The following is a 24324-nucleotide window of genomic DNA, read 5'->3' as shown; positions in this document are numbered from 1 at the left end:
CATGTAAAAAATCGTTTATTTATGTACGATTTTTTTACATACAAGGGCGACGTTTATCCTCTCTAGTGAAACTAGGGAGGGTTTTTTATGACTATTTTATTCGCAAGTAATATTGAAAAGAGCTTTGGTGATCGCACACTATTTACATTACCATCACTGGAAATTCAAGCACAGGATCGCATAGGAATTGTCGGAGTCAACGGAGCTGGTAAATCTACGTTATTACAAATATTAAGTAAAGAAATAGAAGCTGACAGAGGCATAGTAACTCATCATAGTTCTATCAGCATCATTCCTCAGCTTAGCGAAGAACTACCGGAAACTGCTTCTTCTCTTGCAAAAGGAAAATGGAGTATTTCAAACGTTACCGACGCAATGAGCGGCGGTGAACGAATGCGGCTAAAGATCGCCCATGCTCTCGAACAAAATGCAGGCATTTTATTCGCTGATGAACCAACAAGCCACTTAGATATGGTCGGTACAGAGCAATTAGAAAAGGCACTTTCGTCTTATAAAGGAGCACTTGTTTTAATATCGCATGATCGTGAATTTCTAGATAATATATGTACCAAAATTATTGAAATTGAAGACGGTACTATTCAAGAGTACAAAGGGAATTATTCAAACTATCGAAAACAAAAAGAACGTGAACGAATACAAAAACAAGCAGAATATGAGCAATATGTACAAGAAAAAAATCGTTTAGAACAGTCCATTCTACAAAGAAAGCAACGTGCTTCTAACATGACAAAAATCCCAACGCGGTTCAGTTCATCTGAATCTAGACTTTATAGGTTAAGTGGGGCTCATGGCCAAGAACAGGTTAGCAAAGCAGCGAAGGCATTAGAGACACGTCTCGAAAAACTAGAAAAGAAGGAAAAGCCAAAGGATCTTTCTCAAGCTCAATTTGACGTGCAATACCATACTCCCATTCATAGTAAGGTGGCAGTACAATTCAATAAAGCAACAAAGAAAATAGGCGACCGCACACTATTTAAAAATATGAATGGAACTATTGCCCCTGGTGCAAAGCTTGCCGTTTTAGGGGCAAATGGAAGCGGCAAAACCACTTTGTTCAACATGCTTCTCACAAACGAGCGTGGCATGCAGCTATCGAAAAGTTGTAAAATTGGATACTTCGAACAAACATTATCTATTTTAAAAACAGATAAAACCATTTTAGAAAATGTTCTAGAAGAAACAAACTATACAGAAGCATTCGTTCGCACAATACTTGCACGACTTCTATTCCGCCGTGAGGATGTTCATAAACCTGTGCATGTTCTAAGCGGGGGTGAACGAATGAAGGTTGCACTCGCAAAAGTATTTTTAGGAAACTATAATATGCTTCTGCTAGATGAACCGACAAACTATTTAGACTTAGCAACGCAAGAAGAATTAGAAACCATGTTACAAGAATATCCTGGCACAATACTTTTCATTAGCCATGACCGTGCCTTTATTCGCTCTGTTGCAGACCATATTCTACAAGTAGATGAGAGTGAACCAAGAATCTTCCACGGTAATTACGAGCAATACACAAAAAGAACCACCGGAGCTTCTGTAAACGCTACTGAGCAAGAATTGTTACGATTACAAACAAAATTAACAGAAGTCATCGGCCGGATTTCCATTTCAAATCATCACGATGACATCACATCTCTCGAACAAGAATACGCAAAATTATTAACTCAATTTCAAAAATGTAAAGAAGCGCTCTAATGTCTTCCCTATATATCGACGGGGCCTTCCACATTTCCCAAGAAATATTGAAACTTCGACATACAAAGTAAAAAGCCGTGCATCAGCACGGCTTTTTACTTTATATGCGGACAGCAGTCCCGCTCACCGCAACCATTAACATACCTTCGCGAACTACTTCGTAATCCACGTCGATACCAACAATTGCATTTGCATTTTTTTGTCTTGCGAAAGTTTTCATCTCTTCCATTGCGATGTCGCGTGCTTCTTTTAATTTACTTTCATAAGCGCCAGCACGACCACCGACAACGTCACGAACAGAAGCGAAAAGGTCACGAACGATATTCGCACCCATAATCGCTTCTCCATTGACGATATCGATATACTCAATAATTTCTTTTCCTTGAATTGTAGACGTTGTTGTTACAATCATACTTTATAGCCTCCCATATGAGATTTTTACCTACTTATGGTGCACTAATTCAGTACAAATTATATTTACGAACTAAACTGAGCTTCGTATAACCTACTGTATCCTCCGCCTTGCTCAATTAATTCATTATGTGAACCTTGTTCTGCAATGCCATCTTTATTTACAACGACGATGCGATCTGCATTTTTAATCGTTGCAAGTCTGTGAGCGATAACTAGCGTTGTGCGACCGACAGCTAATTCAGCAAGCGATTTTTGAATCGCAAGTTCTGTCTCTGTATCTAGTGCAGAAGTTGCTTCATCCAATATTAAAATTGGCGGGTTTTTCAAGAACATACGAGCAATAGCTAGACGCTGCTTTTGTCCACCTGAAAGTTTCACGCCGCGCTCACCGATAACAGTATCTAAACCTTCCGGCTGTGAGTAAATTAAATCTTCTAACTGCGCACGTTTTACTGCCTGCCAAATTTCAGGCTCTGATGCCTTTAAATTTCCGTAAGCGATATTTTCACGAATTGTTCCTGAAAATAAGAACACGTCTTGCTGCACAATTCCAATTTGCTTACGAAGTGAAGATAATGTCATATCTTTCGTATCAATCCCATCAATTTGAATTGATCCAGATGATTGCTCATAAAAACGTGGTAATAGGCTACATAACGTCGTTTTCCCAGCTCCTGATGGTCCAACGAACGCAACCGTTTCACCTGCATGTATTTTCAAACTAATGTCATTTAAAATTGGTTCTTTATTTTCATATCCGAACGTAATGTTGTTATATTGAATATCACCATGTACATGTTTAACTTCCATTGCATCTTTAGAGTCTACAATGTCAGGCTCTGTTTCAAGAAGCTCTACATATCTTTTAAAACCGGCGATTCCCTTCGGATAGCTTTCGATTACCGCGTTAATTTTTTCAATTGGGCGGAAGAAAATATTCGTTAATAGAACGAATCCGATAAATCCACCGTACGTTAATTCTCCTTGCAGAACAAACCATGTACCGCATATTAAGACGAAGAGCGTTACGAGCCGCATGAGCATATAACTAATCGATGAATTTAACGCCATAATTTTATACGCCATTAATTTCGTTGTACGGAAACGAGCGTTGTTGACAGCAAATTGCTCTTTCTCAAACTTTTCATTTCCGAATGCTTGTACAACACGAATTCCCCCAACATTGTTCTCAATGCATGCATTAAAATCAGCAACGTCTGAGAATAAACGTCTAAATGTACCTGTCATTTTTTTATTAAAGTAAAGTGCTAACCATAATAGGAATGGAATGACGAAGAACGTTAATAACGCTAACTTCCAGTTGATCATCATCATAAATGAGAATGCCCCAACTAAAGTCATTACGGCGATAAATAGATCTTCTGGTCCATGGTGAGCAATTTCCCCAATTTCCATTAAATCGTTTGTAAGGCGTGAAATTAAATGACCAGTTTTATTATTATCAAAAAATCTGAATGATAGCTTTTGAATATGATCAAATAATTTCTGCCTCATATCTGTTTCAATGTTAACACCAAGCATATGTCCCCAATATGTAACGACATATTGTAAGCCTGCATTTAACATATAAACTGCGAGTAAACCGAAACAAGCCCATAAAATAAGCGTCCAGTTTTGCCCTGGCAATAACTTATCAATAAATTGATTTACGATAAGCGGGAAGCCGAGTTCTAATAATCCTGCGACAACCGCACAAGAAAAGTCGAGTATAAATAAACCTTTATACGGTTTATAGTACGAGAAAAATTTACGCAGCATATCTTACCTCCATTTTCCAAAATTAAAAAGACTCCCTAAATGATAACCATTATCAAATAATTATTCAAGTTATCCGTCTATGAAACTGAAAATAAGCTTTGCGATAGTTGTCGTTTTTTGCTGGAAAGTCGATATATTCGAATAATCGCCGATATATTTCGAGTTGCGCTGATATATTCGGATAATCGCCGATATAAATTTCATTTACTAACTACCCTTCCCCCCAAAAAACAAAAAAGGTATCACCACAAGGTGATACCTCTCCTTCTATTACATCGCTTCCGAATCCCACTCGTGCTCCTGCTCAACGAATACAATACCTAATTCGTGATGCCCACCAGCATATAATGCAGTTTGTGCAAGACGAAGCTCACCATTTGTATCTAATACTTCTAATTTACAAAATGCTCCTGTCGTCTTCGTTTGAAGCGCATCATAAAATTCCTCGGCGCTTTTTGGAATGACTCCATTTACTTTCGTAATAATTTCTCCAGGCAGTAATTTTAGCTCTGCTCCAATTGTATTTGGAATTGTATCTAGTACAACGAGCCCATCATTGCGTGCAGCAAAATATGCTGGTCTTGTTTCATCGGCAATTTTCTCTTGCATCGAGATTGTGAAACGCCCAAGCATTGCGACTCCCATCGCGATAATTGCAAGTACGTGCCACCAGTAACTTGCGACTCCTAAAACGAGCACAAGTCCTGCTAATCCATAAACACGTCTTCCTGTAAATAATAAGGCTTCCGTCGGCTCATAACTTTTAATCTTTCTCATAAATCCAATTAAAAATGGAACGAGGAATAGAGAATATGTATTTGAACCGATTGAAACGACAGGCCACCATGAAATAAACTGCGTTACCGCATCACCCGGTACAAGAATAAAAATAGGAACGATCCATAAACGCTTTGATTCGTGTAAACCAATCTTTAATCCACGCTTCCCCTTCCTAATCCTCGGCGTCGAATATCCTACTGCGTTTTTAGAAATCAATAAGCCTTCTACAATAAGCATAACGCCTAGTAAAATAACAAGGGATACAATGGTACTCTCTTCACCTTCTCGAAGCTGTAAAAAGGAAACTGGTAGCTTAGAAGATAATAGAACACATACAATCGCAATGCTAAATGTATAAGCCGCCGATAAATATCGATACATAGCCGTTAATCCAAATAGTAACGTCCAAATTAAAATGGCCCATAAGCTCGCTTTAGAAACAACAAGTCCAAGCCCAATCGTAACAATAGATACTACTAATCCGTATCCAATCCCTTCAAATAGAGAGGTTCGCAGTTCAAACCAAATATCATAAACTTTAAAAGAAAAATCTTTTCGTTCTCTTAACATACGTAAGTATCCAACGAAGATACTACTTATTACAAATATATAGACAGCAGGGTGTAAGAAAAAACGTCCAACTGCCCGCATTATTTCAAAAATCCACGCCTCCATGAACTCATTCACCACCATTTATATCATTCTTTCTTTTTATATTATCATAACTAAACAAACGTTTGTTTAACACAAAAAAATACAGGCAGCAAACTGCCTGTATTTCTTCTTATTTTGCCATTAATTTTAATGCTGACTGTAATTGTAGATCATTTTCTCCAGAACGAATTTTTTCGATAATTTTAGTTTGAATCGCTTCAGCTGTCTTTTTATCAAGCTGTCCTGTCGCTTCCATCTCATTTGCATTTTGGAATGCTTTCAGAGCCGATTCTGTCTCTTTACTAAAGTATCCATCTTCACGACCTGGTACATACCCTAAGCTCTTAAGCATTTCTTGAGCATGTTTTACTTGTACATCATTTGAATTGTATGAAAGTGTTTTTTCAATTTGAATTGGTGTCGCATGATAATAATTTGGTTGCTTCACTTCTACTGTTGGCGCGATTCCTTTTTTATGAATCCAGTTCCCATCCGGTGTTAACCATTTAAACATCGTTAATTTAATGTTGCTGCCGTCTTTAAATGGAACAGCTTGCTGGACAGTACCTTTACCAAATGTCTTTTCACCAATTAAATCGTATCCTTCTCCTTCTTTTAGCGCACCCGCTAAAATCTCTGAAGCAGAAGCACTTCCATTATCAATTAATACTGAAATTGGATATGGTTTTCTCTCTTTCAGTTCCGTAGAGAATTTCTTCTTCTCACCATTTCGCTGCTCTACTTGTAGCATCGGCTTTTTATTCGTCATAATTTCCCCTAGTATATCTTCTACACTATTTAAATAGCCACCAGGATTACCACGTACGTCAATAACTAAGCCTTTTATATTTTTCTTCTCTAACTCTTTTAACTGATCCTTAAATTCTTTCGCTGTATTTTCAGCAAAAGAAGTGATTTGCATATAACCGATATCTTTTCCACTCTCTTGCTTCACAGAACTAAATACTGTAAAGATTGGAATCTTTTCACGCTTAATTTTAAATACGATCGGATCAGTTACTCCCGCACGTTTAATTTCAATTGCGACAGTCGTTCCCTTTTTACCACGAATTTTTAATACTGCTTCTTCACGTGATAAGTCTTTCACACTGTTTCCATCTACAGATAAAATTTGGTCATTCGGTTTAATTCCTATCTTTTCTGCTGGTGAACCTTTAATTGGCGATACGATAATAAGCTTACCGTCCGTCTTGTTCACCTCAGCCCCAATCCCCTCTAATTCGGGATCAAGCGATTCACTAAACTGTTTGGCTGTTTCTTTATCCATATACGTGGAATAAGGGTCCTTCAGCGTAGACAACATACCTTGTATTGCACCTTCAACTAACTTTTCATCTTTCACGTCTTCCACATAACGTGAATCAATTAGTGCATACGCCTCATTAATTTTTGCCAAATTCCCTTGCGCAGTGCTAGCATTCCCACTCGAAATTGTTTGCGTTACTTCTGATGGGTTAACCCCAAATACAGACATGCCTGCAAACATTCCGCCAGCACCAATTAAAAATGCAACAACCATTCCAATAATTGCAACTCTACGTTTCAATGCGGAATTCCCCTTTCCAAAACACACAGGTGGTGTAGCAAAAGGCATCACACAGTGTGTGATGCCTTTACCTATTTCTACTATATGATAAGCTTGTACGAATTATGTTTGCAACTTTTTATACTTTTAAGAAGCGACGAATTGACATTACACTTCCCCACATACCGATTAAAGCACCGATTAACACTAGTAAACCAGCTAATTGGAATACGAACGGACTGTATGGTAGAAGCTCGAAAATTGTTCCGCCAAGTTTTTCATTAAACACACCTTGCAACGAATTATACGTAATTAGAATTAGGCCAATTGGAATAATTGATCCTAATACTCCTAAGAATAATCCCTCTAGCAAGAATGGCCAACGAATAAACCAGTTTGTTGCACCAACAAGTTTCATAATTTCAATTTCTGTACTACGAGCATAAATTGTAATTTTAATTGTATTAGAGATTAAGAACATCGCTGTGAATAAAAGACCAGCAATTAACGCAATCCCAATGTTACGACCAGTTTTTACAGTATCAAATAATCGTTCAACTTGCCCTTTTCCGTACTGAACATTACTAACAAACTGCATTTTTTCAACCTTCTTCGCGATTGTCGCTGTATCGGTTGGCTCTTTTGCTTTTACAACGAATACGTTTTTAAGTGGGTTATCTTGTTCAAATAACTCAAACGTTTTTCCACTATCACCTAAGCTTTTAATTAAACGTTTTAACTCTTCTTCTTTAGAAGAATATTTAATAGAATCTACTTTTGCAATCTTACTCATATCTTCTTCTAATTTCTTTTGATCCGCTTCTTTTGCAGCTGGATCAATGTGTACACGAATCTCTACATCTTGCTCTACTTTCGTCGCAAAATGGTTCATATTCATAATCGCTGTTAAAAAGACACCTACAAGTAATAATGTAACTGTTACTGCACTAACAGAAGCAAATGTCATCCATCCGTTACGTGATAGATTCTTTACACCTTCTCGCAAATGTCGACTAAGGGTCTTAGCCTTCATATCCGTATCCTCCCTCAATCTCATCTCGAACAATTTTTCCGCCTTCAATCGCGATTACACGATGACGGATTGTATTTACGATATCTGCATTATGCGTCGCCATAACGATCGTTGTGCCGCGCTCATTAATGCGAGTAAAAATATTCATAATATCAAGAGCTGTTTCAATATCTAAGTTACCTGTTGGCTCATCGGCAATTACAACCTTTGGTCTATTTACAATTGCTCTTGCAATAGCCACACGTTGTTGCTCCCCGCCCGAAAGCTCACTTGGAAGTGCGTCTGCACGATCTTCAAGGCCTACAAGACCTAGCACTTCTGTTACACGCTCACGAATTGCATCCGGTTCTTCTTCAATTACTTCTAAAGCAAACGAAACATTCTCATATACCGTTAATTTAGGTAGCAATTTAAAATCTTGGAAAATTACGCCTAATTGACGACGAAAATACGGAACGTCTCTTTCTGCCAATGTTTCGATAGTAAGTCCATTTACATTAATAGATCCTGTAGATGGTTTCTCTTCACGATACATCATTTTAATAAATGTAGATTTCCCGGCTCCACTCGGTCCAACTACGTATACGAATTCACCTTGTTTAATGTTAACTGTAAGACCAGCAATGGCTTTCATACCATTCGGGTACTCCTTATAAACATTCGTCATTTTTATCATTATTTATCACCCAATACTTAATGATTTTTTTCGAAATACTTTTCTGTACATCTGAAAATAAAAGACATCCTTCATTTTCATTTATTCATCCTTGTTGAAGGTAGTTTACTTATGCTTTCTCATAAGCAATACCACTCTATGTAATATATTTCAGCAAAATTCTACAAACCCCATTGTAACATCAAACGGTTTCCAATTTGGATACATTTTTGTTACAGTTATGTTACATACCAGAAAAAAGGAAAACGAGTTGACTATATTATCAACTCGTCCATTTCACCTTTTTTATTTATGTTCAGCTAACCATTCAGATACTTTTTTCGCATCTTCACCTTGAATAAGTCCTGGTGACATTGAACCGCGGCCTTTTTTAATAATCTCTTCGATATCTGCAGCGTCGTACTTACCGCCTACTTTTCTTAAATCAGGTCCAGTTGCCCCTGATAAATCTGTTGCGTGACATCCCGCACAACTTCTTTGGAAAATTTGTTCTGCGCTGTCTGTGCTTGCAGACTGTTTCGAAGACTTACTCTCTTCTTTATTTCCGCATGCTCCTAAAGCAAAAACAACCGATGTCCCTAGCGCAATAGCCAACAATTTCTTTTTCACTTCTATCGCTCCCTATTGTTGATATTCTTTTTATTCCTAACACACTCATTTTCATTATAAGCATTATCTTTATATAGAAAAACTAAGGTGTATTTCATATTCCTCAAAAATACAGTGAGAACCTTGATAAAATAAAGCTTTCATAAGTTGTTTCAATTCTGTGAACAACTAAAAAAACTTCTATAAAGTATCCTTTTTAAAAGGAAAATTAGAAAAGTTCTATATAAATCTTTACCCTATTACCGCTCTATTTTACTATTCTCTACTTTTTACAAAACAATATACAGCATTGTAATCTACATATAATCCCATCAAAAAGAGAAGTTGTCGTTTCCAACTTCTCTTCCTCTTTACTTCATCTATAAAAATAAAATCAAATTCTTTATATCCTCTATTGTCCTCAGCATGCGCCAACAATTTCGTTGGCTTTTTTTCGCTTATTAGATGCGAGAACGTAAGTAAGCATCAATAAATGGATCAATCTCTCCATCCATAACAGCTTGTACGTTACCAACCTCCGTATTTGTACGATGGTCTTTTACAAGAGAATACGGGTGGAATACATAAGAACGGATTTGGCTACCCCATCCGATTTCTTTTTGCTCTCCGCGAATTTCATCTAATTCTGCTTGTTGCTCTTCTAGTTTCTTTTGATATAATTTCGCTTTTAACATTTTCATCGCATGCTCACGGTTTTTAATTTGAGAGCGCTCCGACTGACATGTTACAACCGTATTTGTCGGTGTATGTGTAATACGAACTGCTGAATCTGTCGTATTTACGTGCTGCCCACCAGCTCCACTTGCTCGGTACGTATCAATTTTTAAATCTTCTGTACGTACTTCGATTTCAACTTCATCATTGAACTCTGGTACAACTTCACAAGATACGAACGATGTATGACGGCGCCCTGAAGAATCGAATGGTGAAATACGTACAAGACGATGTACACCTTTCTCTGCTTTTAAGTAACCGTAAGCGTTATGACCTTTAATTAATAAAGTTACACTCTTAATACCAGCTTCATCACCTGGTAAATAATCAACCGTTTCTACTTTGAATCCGCGTTTTTCAGCCCAGCGTGTGTACATACGTAATAACATAGAACCCCAGTCTTGTGACTCAGTTCCACCTGCACCTGGATGTAATTCTAAAATCGCATTATTTTTATCATAAGGATCACTTAATAGTAACTGAAGCTCATACTCATTCATTTCTTGAATTAAGCCTTTTACTTCTGATTCTAATTCCTCATGTAAATCTTCATCATACTCTTCTTTTAAAAGCTCATGCGTGATTTCTAAATTTTCGAACGTCTCATCTAACTGACGGAACTTTCCAACCATATCTTTTAACGCATTCGCTTCATTAATTACAGCTTGTGCGCCTTGTTGGTCATCCCAAAATCCTGCGCCCATCATTTTTTCTTCTAATTCTGCAATTTGTTTCTCCTTAGTAGGGAGGTCAAAGAGACCCCCTAAAAGCCGCTAATCGCTTAGCCATTTTCTCTAATTCCTGTCTAATTTCTACTAATTCCATTTCCTTCACCTCTATGTAATTGCTGTTACTTTCGTATGAAAACAAGGGAAACTCTCTCCACTTATTACGGAGAGAGTTTAATCCTTCTTAATTATACATTTTTGATATAAAAGTTTGCAAAACAGCCAAAGCTACCGTCCTATATTACTGAACGATACCACAGCAGTTTTTATATTTTTTACCGCTACCACATTTACATAAATCGTTGCGGCCCACTTGGTCACCTTTTACAACTGGCTTTTTCTTTGCTTCTTCGCCATCACTAGAAGGATGAACAGCTTCACCTTGCACAACTTCTTGACGTTCTAAGTTTTGTTCAATTTCAGCTTTCATAATGTAACGAGAAATTTCCTCTTCAATAGAAGCAACCATTGACTCGAACATCGCGAACCCTTCCATTTGGTACTCACGAAGTGGATCGATTTGACCGTAAGCACGTAAATGAATACCTTCACGAAGGTGATCCATCGCATCAATATGCTCTGTCCATTTCGTATCTACAACGCGGAATACAACAACCTTCTCAAACTCACGCATTTGCTCTTCTGGCATAAGCTTTTCCTTTTCATTGTATCGCTCTATTAATTTCGCGATAATCGGTTCGCTCATTTCCTCAGGAGCAAGGCGACGTAATTCTTCTTCTTTTACATCTCCGTCTTGAAGAAGGTTTGTATTTAAGTAGTCAACAAGACCTTTAATGTTCCAATCTTCTTCAATTTCCTCTTGTGTATGAAGGGCAACAGCACGTTCTACTGTAGATTTCATCATACCTTCAATAATGCCGCGTAAGTTGTCAGACTCCATTACCTCTTGACGCTGTTTGTAAATAACTTCACGTTGTTGACGAAGTACATCATCATATTGCAGTAACTGCTTACGTGCATCATAGTTATTTCCTTCAACACGTTTTTGTGCAGATTCTACCGCACGAGAAACCATTTTACTTTCAATCGGCTGAGAATCATCCATACCAAGGCGGTCCATCATTGCTTTCATATTATCTGAACCAAATCGGCGCATTAATTCATCTTCCATCGATAAGTAGAACTGCGTAACACCAGGGTCCCCTTGACGACCAGCACGACCACGTAACTGATTATCAATACGACGACTTTCGTGACGCTCTGTACCGATAACTGCTAAACCAACGTTTTTCACATCGTCTCCAAGCTTAATATCTGTACCACGACCTGCCATGTTCGTCGCGATTGTTACAGCACCTTTCATACCAGCCTCTGCAATGATATCTGCTTCACGAGCATGGTTTTTCGCATTTAAGATGTTATGACGTACACCTTTACGCGTTAACATTTTTGAAATAAGCTCTGAAGTTTCAATTGCAACTGTACCTACAAGAACAGGTTGTCCTTTTTTATGACGATTTACAATATCCTCAACAACAGCATTGAACTTACCTTCCATTGATTTAAAGATTAAATCGGCACGATCATCACGAATAATCGGTTTGTTTGTCGGAATTACAATAACGTTCATATTGTAAATGTTACGGAATTCCTCTTCCTCTGTTTTCGCTGTACCAGTCATACCAGATAATTTTTCATACATACGGAAGTAGTTCTGGAATGTAATTGTTGCAAGCGTCATGCTTTCATTTTGAATTTCTACACCTTCTTTTGCTTCAATCGCTTGGTGTAATCCTTCGCTATAACGACGACCTTTCATAAGACGACCAGTGAATTGGTCTACAATTACGATTTCGCCTTCTTGTACAACATAATCTGTATCACGGTGCATAACAACGTGTGCACGAAGCCCCTGATTAATATGGTGAAGAAGTGCTACATGTTTTAAATCGAATAAGTTTTCAATATGGAAAGCTTTCTCCGCTTTCGTAATACCATCTTCTGTTAGCATTACATTTTTCGTTTTCACATCAAATGAATAATCTTTTTCATTTTCTAACGTACGAACAAATGCATTTGCAAACATGTATAGCTCTGTTGATTTTTGAGCTTGTCCTGAAATAATAAGCGGCGTACGTGCTTCATCGACTAAAATAGAATCGACTTCATCGATAATAGCAAAGTGAAGTGGACGTTGAACGCACTGCTCTTTATATAAAACCATGTTATCACGTAAGTAATCGAATCCAAGCTCATTATTTGTGCTATACGTAATATCAGCAGCATAAGCCTCTTGTTTCTCTTCGCGTGACATACTATTTAAGTTAATTCCTACCGTTAAGCCAAGGAACTCATGAAGTTGTCCCATTTCGCTCGCATCACGTTGTGCTAAATATTCATTGACTGTAACAACATGAACACCTTTTCCTGTTAATGCATTTAAATATACAGGTAATGTAGATGTTAACGTTTTACCTTCACCCGTTTTCATCTCAGAAATATTCCCTTCATGTAAGGCAATACCACCCATTAACTGTACGCCATATGGACGCATTCCAAGAACACGAGTTGCCGCTTCGCGAACAACTGCAAAAGCTTCAGGTAGTAGATCATCTACTGTTTCACCTTTTGTTAGACGTTCTTTAAATTCAAGCGTCTTTCCTTTTAATTGTTCATCAGTTAGTGGCTTAATAGATGACTCTAATGCATCAATTTGCTCAACTGTCTTTTGCATACGTTTAATTTGGCGTTGATTTACATCAAACACCTTTTTTAAAATACCGATCATAGGAAATACGCTCCTCTTTTTATTAAAATAAAACTTCCGATTGTTTTCTTTTTCTCTATTACAATCAGTCGTTATAAAAATCAAATGTATGTTATGCCAATTTTTCTCCTAATTAAAAAAACTAAAATGTATATACCTAATGATAATTGTAACACTTGTCTTATAACTATGACAACAATCGGCAAGATGTCGGGCCTTATATTCAAAAAAAGTTTTTATTTCATTTGTTACGTTCCTTTTCTCTGTCTCGCTATTTCAATTTCACGTTACAAATTTCGTATTAAATCTAAGTCATATTCTTTCAAGTTTCCTTTGAAAGAATATGACTACCAGAAATTCCTTAATAAAATCTAAATCAACAATTACAAAAAGCCGGAAACTTTGCAGGTGTAGCATCCATAGATACTTACACCTACAAAAAAACTCCGACTTTAAAAGATATTGTTATGTTGCAAAATCTACAAATACCATTAACATATAGCTGTATCAATCATAAATTTTATTAATTTATCGGTATTTCCAATTCATGATATTTCCCTTTCCTATCCTTCATAAAAGAAATGAATTTCACTTTAGTTGATTCATTTGAAAAGTTTTTATAATTTTTATAAGGGTCATCTCCTGTAAAATAATTTGTCCCTATATACCCTCGTACCGTTTTACCAGCAGGTATTACAGGATCAAACTGATATTTTTTAGGTAATTCCATTGAATAAGGGATTAAATTATAAAACTCACCTATTTTAGAATAAAACATTGTATCGGAAATAGACTTATTACTAAGCAAGTTAATATCTCGATTTGTTGTATTTGTAATATCTAAAGGTAACACATACGTCACTACTTCACGGTCTTCATAGGGATCATAAACTTTTGTAGGATCAAGAGGATCAAGTGCATGAAACGTAATTCCTCGCTCATCTTCAAAAGTTCTATTAGATAAAAACTCATCTTTTACCACTTTATAAGATTCATTATTTAGATTTAATGTTTTAAATCTAAATAAACTAGCAAATATACATAGCAACAGACACAATCCAATACTTATTAAGATATGTTTTCTCGTCACTCTTAATCTACCAACTTTCCATTATTAACATGTACAATACGATCTACCATTTCATTATCTAGAACATGCACATCATGACTGGCTACAACAATAGTCGTTCCCTTGGCTTTTTCTACTTTCAAAATATCTAAAACATCTTTTATCCCATCACTATCTAAAGCATTAGTTGGCTCGTCTAATAACAGTAATTTTGGTTGTTCCATTAAAGCTTGCGCTATCCCTAAACGTTGTTTCATACCTAAAGAGTATCTTTTATACTTTCTCTTATCTGTTTTATCAAGTCCAACCCTTTGAATAATATTATAAATCTCCTCATCGGAGATTTTATTGTTAATCGATGATAAAAATTTCAAATTCTGAAAACCAGTATACCCTGGAATAAAACTTGGATATTCAATCAATATTCCCATAGAATCAGGAAATTGCTTTTGTTTTCCAATTATTTCATTATCTATATAAACAACTCCAGAATTCAAGCGCATTAACCCTGATATAGCGCGTAAAATCATCGTTTTACCAGAGCCATTATGCCCCTTCAAAACTAAAAATTCGCCTTTTTTTACTGACAAACTAATATTATCTAACACAATATTTCCTTTTAATCTTTTCGTCATACATTCACATTTAATATAATTGTCCATAAATTATTCACCTATCACATCTAGTTTTTTAAAACAAAAACTACCTAATAAAATCATTACAACAACAATTACTACTCCTATTAAAAGTAAATCATTATATTGAATAGATTGATTATTACCTAAAGTCAATTGAATTGAACTGTGATCAACAAAATACCAACGATTTGGCATAACAAAAGAGCCTAAAAAATAAATACTATGAAAGAAAATAGACAAAAATAGGTACAACAACATTAGTACAAAAACAATAGTTATCGGTATATAAAAAGTTAAAAACTCAAAAATCAAAGCTAATAAAAAGCTTATAATTATTTGAATTAGCATAGTACCTAATATCTTATAAGGAAATTGACTATATAAATTTAAAAAATTATACTCGCCTAAAGAAAGCAAATAGTAAGCGCTAAACCAAATAAAATACATACCAATCCAAATAATAATTATATAAAAAAACAAAGATAATATTTTCGTTAACCACAGAAAATGCTTCTTCTTAACACGAGGAAATAAATAAACACCATTCTGTTGAATATCTGAAAAAGCAAAATTCCCTACAAGCAACAAAGGAGTGATTTGAAAGAATATCCAATAAAAAGGGATAGAAAATCGCCCCTCCTTATAAAAATAAGATAAATCCACAAAATCTACTCCATGAAAAAATCGATAAAAGGTAACATCTACTAATACAGATTCTTTACCATTACTAAGAGGCTGATTGTATAAAAAGGCAATTGCAATAATAGCGTAAATTAAGAATAAAAAAACCATTATCTTGATGGAATCTCGAAACCTTACATATAAATCTCTTTTTAACAAATAATATAAGATCATAATGTAAACTAGACCACCTCTGTCTCATCATTCATAGAAATATAACTTTTTTTAGATAAAATCCATACACTTATAAAAAAGATAAAAAAACAGCCAAATAAGCGTATAAATAAACCAGTAGCATCTTCAAAGACATTTATATAAAAAGCATTTGTAAATAAAAATCCATGTAATATAAATCTATCTAATAAAACAGCAGTAATCATACATATTATTACAAGTAAACTAGGTAAAAATAATTGCAATAAAGCACTTATCATACATATAAAAACACTCGCAAATAATTGAATGCAAAATAATAATGGATAATTTACATCAACACTAGTTACAGCCATCATAGTTGACATCAAAAACAACTGTAAAATCATACTCCCAGCAAAAAAGTAAACAAAAACGAATAATTTTAAATAATATATAGAAACTAATTTCAATGCATTATTCACTCTGTAAACAACATAAATACTAAAAAAGTTCGACATAGAATATACAGAAAAAACAATTGTTAAAGGAATAAATATAGTCGACAAATTATACAACGAAATAACCTTATACAAAGCTTCCAATTCGTTCATTTTCTCTTTTACAATTCCGGGTTCAAAATAATTGAACAAGCAACCAATGATACTAACATTAAGTACAAAAAGAATACTTAACCAAACATATTTCATCCTTATAGTTTCTTTCATAACATTATAAAAGAACATGCTTCCTACTCCCCCGTAAATAAAGAACTACAGAACAAAACCAAATACATAACAGTACACTAAGAAAAATTTGCAATTCAAAAAAGCCAAAATCTTTAATTAAATAATCTTTAGGATTGAGAATCCCTTTTCCAATACCAAGCCAAAAAATATGTAAAATAAATGGAACTAAATAAATAAAATAAACTCGTTTTATAAAAAACGAAACTGATAAAGCTAAACTCGAAAAAACCGCACCGTATAAACCATTTAAAAATACATACATTAGAAAATATAAAGTAGGGTACTTATAATAAACTATATGAAATTGAGCTGTTGGCGAAACAGTAGAAGCCATATAATTTAATATTGGATGCGGAGCAACTGTTGGATAAGTCATCACATATAAATAAAAATTAAATAGTAAAGGGACACTTATAATAAAAAAAGATACGCTAAAATTAATAAAATAAAGCAGCTTAAAATAATAACATGTTCCCATCTTAGAAATAACAGGATAAATAAATCCATAATTTTTATCAATTCTATAAATCCCTGCTACAGCCATTGCGGAAAGCATAGGAAATATAAGTAAATAAAACTCACTATAAAACGATAATCTATTAAAATATAAAATATTAGATAAATATGGGGATACCTTTATAATCCCAGCATCGTTAAATCCTTTAGTTGTCACAAACATAGCAATATATTGAGCAATAACAATTACTAACATAATAAATAAAGACAACCAAAACATCCTACCTTTTAAAATCCTTCCTAAAAAGTAACTCATCTATAGCTCCTCCATAAACCATTAAATTTAAATCTTTTTTAATATGAACAATTGATCCGCAACACCATAACATTTCTTTTCTTTATTTAACCAAATGTAACGAAAAGAAACATTTGCTCTCTCTCCTTCAAATTTAGGAAACTCAACTTCATACTGATAAACATCATTTGTGCCTTTTCTTTTTACACTCTTAACTTCTTGTTTCCACTGAATTACTTCTCCATCAGTTTGTTCAATCCGTCCCAAGAGATACGTTGGTTTTTTCTTATTCGTAACACCCGTCAAAAAAACATAATAATTTTCTGGTATAACTCCTAATTTCAATTTTTTATTTGAAAGCTTATCCTCTATTAAACTATCATTTTTTTCTATTTGTCCTTGAAAGAAATCATCACCATTTTCACTTTCCAAAAACACTTGTTCAAAAATAGTATTTTTGTTAATTCCTTTTAATTCAATACTTTTCAAATTATCTTTTTCCGTTAAAGTATCTTCAATATGTACAATAGGTTCATCTACTTTCTTTTGACAAGAAACTAAGAAACTAATACTCAATATAAAAAAACAAACTAAAATATATTTTGAAATAAACCTCATTACAGCTCCTCCTATTTTAAAAATGAAATAGCAGGAAAAGTCGTATAATCCGGATTTGAAACTATACGACTTTTTCTAGCACTATAAAATAAATAATTTCAATTTATAATTTCTAAATCAATATTCAATGTAAGGTCCACTATGTCTTACACTATCAGGACTCCAAGCAGTAGGATAAGCATTATTTTCTCTAGAATAACCACCAAATCTCACAGGCACATTTTTCCCATGGTTTTCATATGCATAATTTTGAAAAAGATATGTTCTACCTGGTATCACTGTTCCTTCATGCTTACCTGAAACATTTACCCATTTTCTATCTTCTGCATTTTTATTTTTATCTGCTTCTGTCCAAACATTGAAAGAACCTCCGCCCTTCTCACTGCTCTTCACACGCATATACATAGAGGTAGGCGTCTCTTTAGGACGTGCATTAGTATAATCATATGGACTCCAAAGTCTAAAGGTAAAATTCACATGGTCATCCCTTGTACTAGCCTTAGCCGGTTCGGTTAAAGCGAAAGTACTAGCTAAAATACCTAACGATAAAACAGATCCAAACATAAAACGACTTTTTTTCTTAATGCCCACTAAAAGCACCTCCGATAATTTGTAGCATTATATTGATTGTATTTTTCCACTGAAGGAACAAAATCAATATAATACAATATTATGGTAACAACACCTCAACACACCTTCAATGGATTTCAGAATATTTAATATTACTTTTACACTTGCGAACATTTCGTTAAATTTTTAAAAACAATACTATATCCCTAGCAAAGAATTACTTGTAAAGGTAGCTACATTCCTATGCCTGTTCCAAATAATAAAGAGTAACTCACCTCTCTAAGTTTCGAATTTTCTCCTGCTGTTTTGAGGAAATACCGCCTAAAAATCACTTCTTAATGAAATCGGCTACTTATAAAACTTTTTTAACCTTGCTGCGAAAAATACAAAAAAAGCGCAGCCATTTCGGCTGCGCTTTCGAATTATTATTTAGTTTCGATTAAACCGTATTTCCCATCTTTACGGCCATATACAACATTAGTTTCGTTTGTATCAGCATTTGTGAAGACGAAGAAATTATGTCCTAGCATATCCATTTGTAGGATTGCCTCTTCAACGTCCATCGGTTTTAAATCGAATCGTTTTGTACGTACAAGTTCTAATTCATCTTCTTCTACCTCATCCAAAACAGCTACTGCTTCTGGAAGGATAAAGTTCGTTTTCATAGAACCTTTCTCACGTAACTTACGATTTACTTTTGTTTTATGTTTACGAATTTGTCGCTCAATTTTATCAACTACTAAATCGATAGCAGCGTACATATCGCTATTAGTTTCTTCTGCACGAAGTAATAAATCAGTAAATGGTATTGTTACCTCGACACGTTGCTTGTCAGAGTATACTTTTAAATTAACTTTAATCTCTGGGAATGTATCAAAATAACGCTCTAACTTACTTAGTTTTTTCTCTACATATTCCTTTAATGCTGGAGTTACTTCAATATTTTCACCACGAATGTTGAATTTCATAGATGAATTCCTCCTTTCAAGCCTATGTATTATAATTTCGACATTGGCTTAAAAACTCCTTCTAACTTTTTTAAAAAAATTAGTGGAATTGCGATTTTTTTATCGTTTTTTGTTGAAATGAAAAGATGCATCGTTTCTATCTTTATTTTATCCTATTAACATCGTGAGTAACGAATATAACTGTGGACAATTCGTTACAGAAAAGAAACAACTTTTTGACAACTTACACTATAACAAAAACCCCTTGCGAAAAACAAGAGGTTCTACTACATATATATAACGTTGCCACAAACGCAGCTTTCTCTTCCAAAAACAATATACCCTACAGTTTCACAACATTAGCTGCTTGTGGTCCACGTGCTCCATCTACAATGTCAAACTCTACTTGTTGCCCTTCTTCTAATGACTTATATCCATCTTGTTGAATAGCAGAAAAATGGACAAATACATCGTCACCATCTTCACGCTCAATAAACCCAAATCCCTTTTCTGCATTGAACCATTTCACTCTTCCTTGCATGTTCATTCCATTCCCTTCACTCTAAAAATCAGGGCATTCGCCCCATATTTTGACTATAACGAATGACAACATATGAAGTCAAAGAAGACTTATCGCCTTTTTATTATCCCTTTCGACACTGCCATATTAACTTCTACAAAGTGTCAAACTAGATACTTCTCTTGCCCCTCTTTCATATAACAAACTTCCGATTTGCCTAACTGTAATCCCTGTCGTATACACGTCATCAACGAGTAAAATATGTTGCTCAGAAAACATCTCTTCTCCCTGAAAATAAAAAGGATTGCTTCCTGACACCCTTTCTTTACGTGTCTTCTTACTTTGCTTTTCTGTTTCCCTTCTTCTTAATGATGGATAAGAAATTTTGACAGGCAAACAAGTTGCTAATAACTCAGCTTGATTAAAACCACGTTCAATTTCCCTTTCCTTACTAAGCGGAACAGCGATAACGGTTGAAACATTGGCAAAATACTTTTGAAATAAACTTCGAAAAGGACGATAAAAAATGTGCACTAACTCCGCATCCCCCCGAAACTTAAACTGTGCTACTATTTCTTTCATCTCATCATCATACATATATAACGAACGGTTTTTAAAAGAACGATACTTCTCCTCTTTCGTCCACCTTATACAATCTATACAAATACCGTCTTCTTGAAATGCGGCAGGAACAAATTCTAAAGGTCGCCCGCACTCCATGCAAATTTCTCCTATAATATAGGAAAGTTTCTGCTCACATCTATCACATATATATTTTCTATGACACTTTACAAAAAAAGTGTACCAACTAATCTTTTCTACAAAACACTCATCACAAAGTAAACAATGCATTAATCGATCAATCCTTGTTCTTTCGCATTTTTATTCATACCTTGAATATGTTTTTTCGCGCGCACCATCGCCTCTGTCTTGCCATAGTGAAAATAAATGACCTCTCCATACGGTGCTTCAAAGCTCCGCCCTGCTCGGCCCGCAATTTGTACGAGCGCACTTTCTGAAAACATTTCTTCTTCCGCCCCCAAAACTGCGACTTGCAAATTTTTCACCGTTACGCCTCGCTCTAAAATTGTCGTTGTAACTAATAATGGGATTTCTCCCTTTTTGAAAGCCGCTACTTTTTCTTTTCTCCCTGGATCTTCTGCATGTACACCTTCAATTCGATTGTTTAATGGTTTTAACAACAAGCTTATTTCTTCTATATATCGCACATGGGGGACGAATAAAAAAATAGGGAATTTTTTATTTAAGTATGTTTGTAACCACTGTAGTAAAACTCGAGGAATTCTTTTATGAATGAGGTTTTTTTTCCAATTCCCGCACCAACAAAATAAAGGAACTGGCAAAGGATGACGATGATATCGTCCAGAAACAATAACACCTTTTTGTTTACCTTGTTTAAGTTTTCGCTTCCACGTTTCATCTGGAGTCGCAGTTAAATAAATACGCGCCGCTTTTTCTTTCATCGCTTGTTTTACCGCGTACTGTAACATTTGATCTGCACAATATGGAAACGCATCTATCTCATCTACAACCATGACATGAAACGCCCTATAATAACGTAATAATTGATGCGTAGTCGCAACGACTAGTACTGCATCTTTTTCTTTATCCACACTCCCTCCATATAAAGCCGCTACCTTTATATATGGAAATACTTCTTGCAATCTCGGTGCTAATTCCAGAACAACATCCGTTCTCGGCGTTGCGATACAAACTCTTTCTCCTTTTTGAAGCGCTTCGTTAATTCCGTAAAACAACATCTCTGTTTTCCCAGCCCCGCATACAGCCCAAATAAAAAATGATTCTTTTTGCTTAATAGCCTCTATAACTCCTTGCGCCGCCAAATTCTGGCCAGTAGACAACGTCCCGTTCCACTGTAACAAATTTGAATTCTTTTCTCTCTTTCTTTCAGCAATCCCGCGAACAAGTACAGCACATTCACTTACTCTCCCCATCGTTATACACTTCCGGCAATATGCGCACACTTTACTGCACCTTTTACATAAAAACGACGCAAATAGCCGCCGATCTACATTTCCGCAGCGTTGGCACATATATTTAGAATTCTTCTTTTTTACACCTTGTACACATACGATCTCTCCCTTCTTTTTCAAATCGTTTAATTCCCTCTGTAAATCTGAAGAAAGTTCTTCTAATAGCAACTGTTTCCCCGCTAGCATCAACAATCACCTCCAGCACTACTATAAACCTTTCTCATCATCTCGTAAAAACTCAAAAAAGCCGATAACCTACTTATAAAATAGTAAGCTATCGACTTTATACACGGTTTTTATTCTTTTATAAATCCTAGAATCGACCGTATCCTAAGAAATGTTTTTGGTTATACGAACTGTTAATATCACCGTACGCAATTCCTTTATCGCTAGCATGGATCATTTGGCCATTACCAACGTAAATACCGATGTGAGATGGACCTGCTTTATAAGTACCTTGGAAGAATACTAAGTCTCCTGGTTGTGGGCTATCTACTTTAGAAACTGAGTTCCAGTAACCCCTAACGTCTTGACGACCTACACCAAAGATGTAAGAAATGAATCCACTACAGTCAAAACCACCGTTTGATGGAGATGCACTTCCCCAAACATATGGTAAACCTAAGTAGCTTTGCGCTTTACCAATTACGCCACCCACATTTGGAGCTGGTTTTTTCTCTTCTTGTTTAGGTGCTTCTTTTTTAGGCTCTTCTTTCTTAGGCTCTTCCTTTTTAGGCTCTTCTTTTTGAGCTTGTCCACCATTGTTTGCTGGTGCAGCTTGCTCTGCAGGTGCTTGTGCTGGTTGAGCTTGCGCAGCTTTAGCAGCTTGCTCTGCTTGTTTTTGAGCAGCAGCTTCTTGTGCAGCTTTTGCTTGTGCTTCTTCTTCGGCAATGCGTTGTAATTGTAATGCTTGTTTCTCAAGCTCTTTCAATTGACCTTCCGTACTTGTCATTGAAGTTACAACTGTATCCATTTTACCGCTTAAATCGTTTACCGCTGTTGCTTTTTTCTCTTTTTCAGCGTCAAGTTCTTTCTTAGCAGTTTCAATTTGAGCTTGTGCTTCTTTTAATTCTTTTTGTTTTTCTTTTACCGTTGCAACATCTTTTTTCACACTAGCTTGGTCTTCTTGTTGTGTTTTCATGATATCTTCATCAGACTCAAGAATTTTAGAAACAGAAGTTAAACGATCAACTAAATCTGCAACGTTTTTAGAGTTTACAAGAACTTCTGTTACAACGTTCGTATTTGGTTGTTCTTGAAGTGCAACTAAACGCTTTCTTAATAGCTCTTCACGTTTTGCAATCTTTGTTTGTAATTCTGCAATATCTTTATTTTTCTTTTCAATTAATTGCTCAGTATCAGAAACTTTTTTCATTGTTTCATCAAGCTTTGCAGCATTCTCTTGAACAGATTTATCTAAACCTTGAATTGTTTTGTTTAAGTCATTCATTTGTTTTTGTAATTCATCACGTTCTTGTTGTTGTTTATGTAAAGTGTCATTTTGTGTGTTAATTTGTGATTTCACATCAGAAATTTTATCTTCTGCAAATACATTTGGTGTTAGCCCAGAAAACATTAATCCTGCAACTAATGCACAAGATGCCATTTTTAGCTTTTTCATTTTATTTTTTACACCGCTTTCTTTTTTCTTTTTCCGTATATAACCTATAAAATTTATACCATAATTCGGGATTTTTTTTGCTAATGTTACGTTTTTGTAAAACAAATGTAATATTATATGTAGCTCTAGCGCAAAATGCGTATATTTTTGTATGTATGTGTAGAAATTTATATACTTTTCTCACTTCTATAAACAAAGAAAAAACGTAAGGAATTCCTTACGTTTTATTAAATATACGAATACAGATGAAATGCTACTTCATCCATTTCTCAGCCCAATTTTGGACCTCATCCATAACACTTTCTAACGCTTTTCCCTTGTCAGTTAAGCCATACTCGATTCGAACTGGTACTTCTGGATAGACATTACGAACTACAATGCCCTCGCTTTCCAATTCCTTCAAACGCTCTGACAACATACGATCGCTCATATTTGGGATAATATCTGCGATTTCTCTAAAACGTTTCGACTCTTCAAGCAAAGATTTAATAATTAAGCCAGTCCACTTCTTACTAAGCAGAGTAAAAGCTGACTCAAACTTTGGACATAAACAAGAATTATGCTCCATATGTTTCACCTCTCTTCCATTATAATATAGTTTCTTGTAAAAAGTAAGTTATAAAACTTTCC

The 24324-nt window shown here is 35.2% G+C and carries 23 protein-coding genes and 1 pseudogene; 2 read left to right on the top strand and 22 right to left on the bottom strand.

The annotated features are described in order from the left end of the window. Positions 1-87: 87 nt before the first annotated feature. Complete coding sequence (gene abc-f, locus QCI79_RS15055; protein WP_021727783.1) at positions 88-1722, top strand: ribosomal protection-like ABC-F family protein; 1635 nt, start codon at positions 88-90, stop codon at positions 1720-1722. 100 nt (positions 1723-1822) lie between these two features. Here abc-f and QCI79_RS15050 read toward each other — a convergent pair whose 3' ends face one another. From QCI79_RS15050 to secA, 9 genes are all read right to left on the bottom strand, one after another. After that, positions 1823-2134 carry a heavy metal-binding domain-containing protein gene (locus tag QCI79_RS15050; protein ID WP_000637523.1) on the bottom strand — a complete coding sequence of 104 codons (312 nt, stop codon included), beginning with the start codon at positions 2132-2134 and terminating at the stop codon, positions 1823-1825. A gap of 65 nt (positions 2135-2199) precedes the next feature. Then, on the bottom strand, positions 2200-3915 hold the full coding sequence (locus QCI79_RS15045; protein WP_000944624.1) for an ABC transporter ATP-binding protein: 1716 nt from the start codon (positions 3913-3915) through the stop codon (positions 2200-2202). A 270-nt stretch (positions 3916-4185) separates the two neighbouring features. Continuing rightward, on the bottom strand, positions 4186-5370 hold the full coding sequence (locus QCI79_RS15040) for a PDZ domain-containing protein (protein WP_000388617.1): 1185 nt from the start codon (positions 5368-5370) through the stop codon (positions 4186-4188). A 109-nt stretch (positions 5371-5479) separates the two neighbouring features. Further along, positions 5480-6916: a S41 family peptidase gene (locus QCI79_RS15035; RefSeq protein ID WP_000830313.1), complete on the bottom strand. Its 1437-nt coding sequence runs from the start codon at positions 6914-6916 to the stop codon at positions 5480-5482. Between the two features lie 118 nt (positions 6917-7034). Beyond that, positions 7035-7928: a permease-like cell division protein FtsX gene (ftsX, locus tag QCI79_RS15030; protein WP_000645027.1), complete on the bottom strand. Its 894-nt coding sequence runs from the start codon at positions 7926-7928 to the stop codon at positions 7035-7037. Next, on the bottom strand, positions 7918-8604 hold the full coding sequence (gene ftsE / locus QCI79_RS15025) for a cell division ATP-binding protein FtsE (protein ID WP_000594321.1): 687 nt from the start codon (positions 8602-8604) through the stop codon (positions 7918-7920). The genes ftsX and ftsE overlap by 11 nt, the downstream gene beginning before the upstream one ends. Before the next feature lie 285 nt (positions 8605-8889). Next, entirely contained in the window at positions 8890-9213 is a 324-nt protein-coding gene (gene cccB, locus QCI79_RS15020; protein WP_000727971.1) for a cytochrome c551, read from the bottom strand. A 440-nt stretch (positions 9214-9653) separates the two neighbouring features. After that, positions 9654-10752, bottom strand: a protein-coding gene (gene prfB, locus QCI79_RS15015) for a peptide chain release factor 2 (protein WP_096001716.1) whose coding sequence is annotated in 2 segments (ribosomal slippage) — positions 9654-10679 and positions 10681-10752 — 1098 coding nt in all. Because the reading frame shifts where the segments join, the coding sequence is not laid out codon by codon here. A 144-nt stretch (positions 10753-10896) separates the two neighbouring features. Beyond that, positions 10897-13404 carry a preprotein translocase subunit SecA gene (gene secA, locus QCI79_RS15010; RefSeq protein ID WP_000579387.1) on the bottom strand — a complete coding sequence of 836 codons (2508 nt, stop codon included), beginning with the start codon at positions 13402-13404 and terminating at the stop codon, positions 10897-10899. A 356-nt stretch (positions 13405-13760) separates the two neighbouring features. Here secA and QCI79_RS35020 point away from each other — a divergent pair. After that, a pseudogene (locus QCI79_RS35020) lies at positions 13761-13910 on the top strand (tyrosine-type recombinase/integrase); the annotation flags it as partial. Here the strand turns inward: QCI79_RS35020 and QCI79_RS15005 are convergent. The 13 genes from QCI79_RS15005 to QCI79_RS14945 form a co-directional block, all read right to left on the bottom strand. Further along, positions 13907-14434 carry a hypothetical protein gene (locus QCI79_RS15005; RefSeq protein WP_033676694.1) on the bottom strand — a complete coding sequence of 176 codons (528 nt, stop codon included), beginning with the start codon at positions 14432-14434 and terminating at the stop codon, positions 13907-13909. The pseudogene QCI79_RS35020 and the gene QCI79_RS15005 overlap by 4 nt on opposite strands. A gap of 41 nt (positions 14435-14475) precedes the next feature. Further along, positions 14476-15114, bottom strand: coding sequence for an ATP-binding cassette domain-containing protein (locus tag QCI79_RS15000; protein ID WP_000371027.1), 639 nt, complete (start codon positions 15112-15114; stop codon positions 14476-14478). A 3-nt stretch (positions 15115-15117) separates the two neighbouring features. Further along, positions 15118-15882 carry a hypothetical protein gene (locus tag QCI79_RS14995; RefSeq protein WP_033667451.1) on the bottom strand — a complete coding sequence of 255 codons (765 nt, stop codon included), beginning with the start codon at positions 15880-15882 and terminating at the stop codon, positions 15118-15120. 71 nt (positions 15883-15953) lie between these two features. After that, positions 15954-16649 (bottom strand): hypothetical protein, encoded by a 696-nt coding sequence (locus QCI79_RS14990; RefSeq protein WP_000466508.1) that lies wholly within the window; start codon positions 16647-16649, stop codon positions 15954-15956. Continuing rightward, a complete protein-coding gene (locus tag QCI79_RS14985; RefSeq protein ID WP_000120048.1) occupies positions 16636-17424 on the bottom strand; it encodes a hypothetical protein in 789 nt (262 codons plus the stop codon). Before QCI79_RS14985 ends, QCI79_RS14990 begins: the two co-directional genes overlap by 14 nt. A 27-nt stretch (positions 17425-17451) precedes the next feature. Next, entirely contained in the window at positions 17452-18021 is a 570-nt protein-coding gene (locus tag QCI79_RS14980) for a hypothetical protein (protein WP_001211058.1), read from the bottom strand. 117 nt (positions 18022-18138) lie between these two features. Continuing rightward, the gene (locus QCI79_RS14975) at positions 18139-18612 is read right to left on the bottom strand and encodes a hypothetical protein (RefSeq protein ID WP_000511547.1); all 474 of its coding nucleotides are present in this window, start codon (positions 18610-18612) and stop codon (positions 18139-18141) included. 404 nt (positions 18613-19016) lie between these two features. Next, a complete protein-coding gene (gene hpf / locus QCI79_RS14970) occupies positions 19017-19559 on the bottom strand; it encodes a ribosome hibernation-promoting factor, HPF/YfiA family (RefSeq protein ID WP_000671186.1) in 543 nt (180 codons plus the stop codon). Between the two features lie 322 nt (positions 19560-19881). Further along, positions 19882-20079, bottom strand: a complete 198-nt coding sequence (gene cspC, locus QCI79_RS14965; protein WP_001990088.1) for a cold shock protein CspC — start codon at positions 20077-20079, stop codon at positions 19882-19884. Positions 20080-20205: 126 nt separating this feature from the next. After that, entirely contained in the window at positions 20206-20910 is a 705-nt protein-coding gene (locus tag QCI79_RS14960; protein WP_016100030.1) for a ComFC family protein, read from the bottom strand. Further along, a complete protein-coding gene (gene comFA, locus QCI79_RS14955; protein WP_000879427.1) occupies positions 20910-22259 on the bottom strand; it encodes an ATP-dependent helicase ComFA in 1350 nt (449 codons plus the stop codon). The genes QCI79_RS14960 and comFA overlap by 1 nt, the downstream gene beginning before the upstream one ends. Positions 22260-22386: 127 nt before the next feature. Continuing rightward, positions 22387-23799: a C40 family peptidase gene (locus tag QCI79_RS14950; RefSeq protein WP_000499473.1), complete on the bottom strand. Its 1413-nt coding sequence runs from the start codon at positions 23797-23799 to the stop codon at positions 22387-22389. A gap of 148 nt (positions 23800-23947) precedes the next feature. Next, on the bottom strand, positions 23948-24262 hold the full coding sequence (locus QCI79_RS14945; protein WP_000400857.1) for a winged helix-turn-helix transcriptional regulator: 315 nt from the start codon (positions 24260-24262) through the stop codon (positions 23948-23950). Between the last annotated feature and the right edge of the window lie 62 nt (positions 24263-24324).

It is taken from the genome of Bacillus cereus group sp. MG1, assembly GCF_040460035.1.
In the GTDB taxonomy this organism is placed as follows: domain Bacteria; phylum Bacillota; class Bacilli; order Bacillales; family Bacillaceae_G; genus Bacillus_A; species Bacillus_A cereus.
This window is presented reverse-complemented; position numbering and strand designations above follow the sequence as displayed.

Coding starts and splice junctions, on each gene's coding strand:
- cspC (WP_001990088.1), bottom strand. CDS start 20,079: ATGCAAGGAAGAGTGAAATGGTTCAATGCAGAAAAGGGATTTGGGTTT.
- QCI79_RS14985 (WP_000120048.1), bottom strand. CDS start 17,424: ATGAGTTACTTTTTAGGAAGGATTTTAAAAGGTAGGATGTTTTGGTTG.
- QCI79_RS14995 (WP_033667451.1), bottom strand. CDS start 15,882: ATGGTTTTTTTATTCTTAATTTACGCTATTATTGCAATTGCCTTTTTA.
- abc-f (WP_021727783.1), top strand. CDS start 88: ATGACTATTTTATTCGCAAGTAATATTGAAAAGAGCTTTGGTGATCGC.
- ftsX (WP_000645027.1), bottom strand. CDS start 7,928: ATGAAGGCTAAGACCCTTAGTCGACATTTGCGAGAAGGTGTAAAGAAT.
- QCI79_RS15040 (WP_000388617.1), bottom strand. CDS start 5,370: ATGGAGGCGTGGATTTTTGAAATAATGCGGGCAGTTGGACGTTTTTTC.
- QCI79_RS14960 (WP_016100030.1), bottom strand. CDS start 20,910: ATGCATTGTTTACTTTGTGATGAGTGTTTTGTAGAAAAGATTAGTTGG.
- QCI79_RS14945 (WP_000400857.1), bottom strand. CDS start 24,262: ATGGAGCATAATTCTTGTTTATGTCCAAAGTTTGAGTCAGCTTTTACT.
- QCI79_RS15045 (WP_000944624.1), bottom strand. CDS start 3,915: ATGCTGCGTAAATTTTTCTCGTACTATAAACCGTATAAAGGTTTATTT.
- secA (WP_000579387.1), bottom strand. CDS start 13,404: ATGATCGGTATTTTAAAAAAGGTGTTTGATGTAAATCAACGCCAAATT.
- ftsE (WP_000594321.1), bottom strand. CDS start 8,604: ATGATAAAAATGACGAATGTTTATAAGGAGTACCCGAATGGTATGAAA.
- QCI79_RS14990 (WP_000466508.1), bottom strand. CDS start 16,649: ATGTTCTTTTATAATGTTATGAAAGAAACTATAAGGATGAAATATGTT.
- hpf (WP_000671186.1), bottom strand. CDS start 19,559: ATGAAATTCAACATTCGTGGTGAAAATATTGAAGTAACTCCAGCATTA.
- QCI79_RS15050 (WP_000637523.1), bottom strand. CDS start 2,134: ATGATTGTAACAACAACGTCTACAATTCAAGGAAAAGAAATTATTGAG.
- comFA (WP_000879427.1), bottom strand. CDS start 22,259: ATGCTAGCGGGGAAACAGTTGCTATTAGAAGAACTTTCTTCAGATTTA.
- QCI79_RS15000 (WP_000371027.1), bottom strand. CDS start 15,114: ATGGACAATTATATTAAATGTGAATGTATGACGAAAAGATTAAAAGGA.
- QCI79_RS14980 (WP_001211058.1), bottom strand. CDS start 18,021: ATGAGGTTTATTTCAAAATATATTTTAGTTTGTTTTTTTATATTGAGT.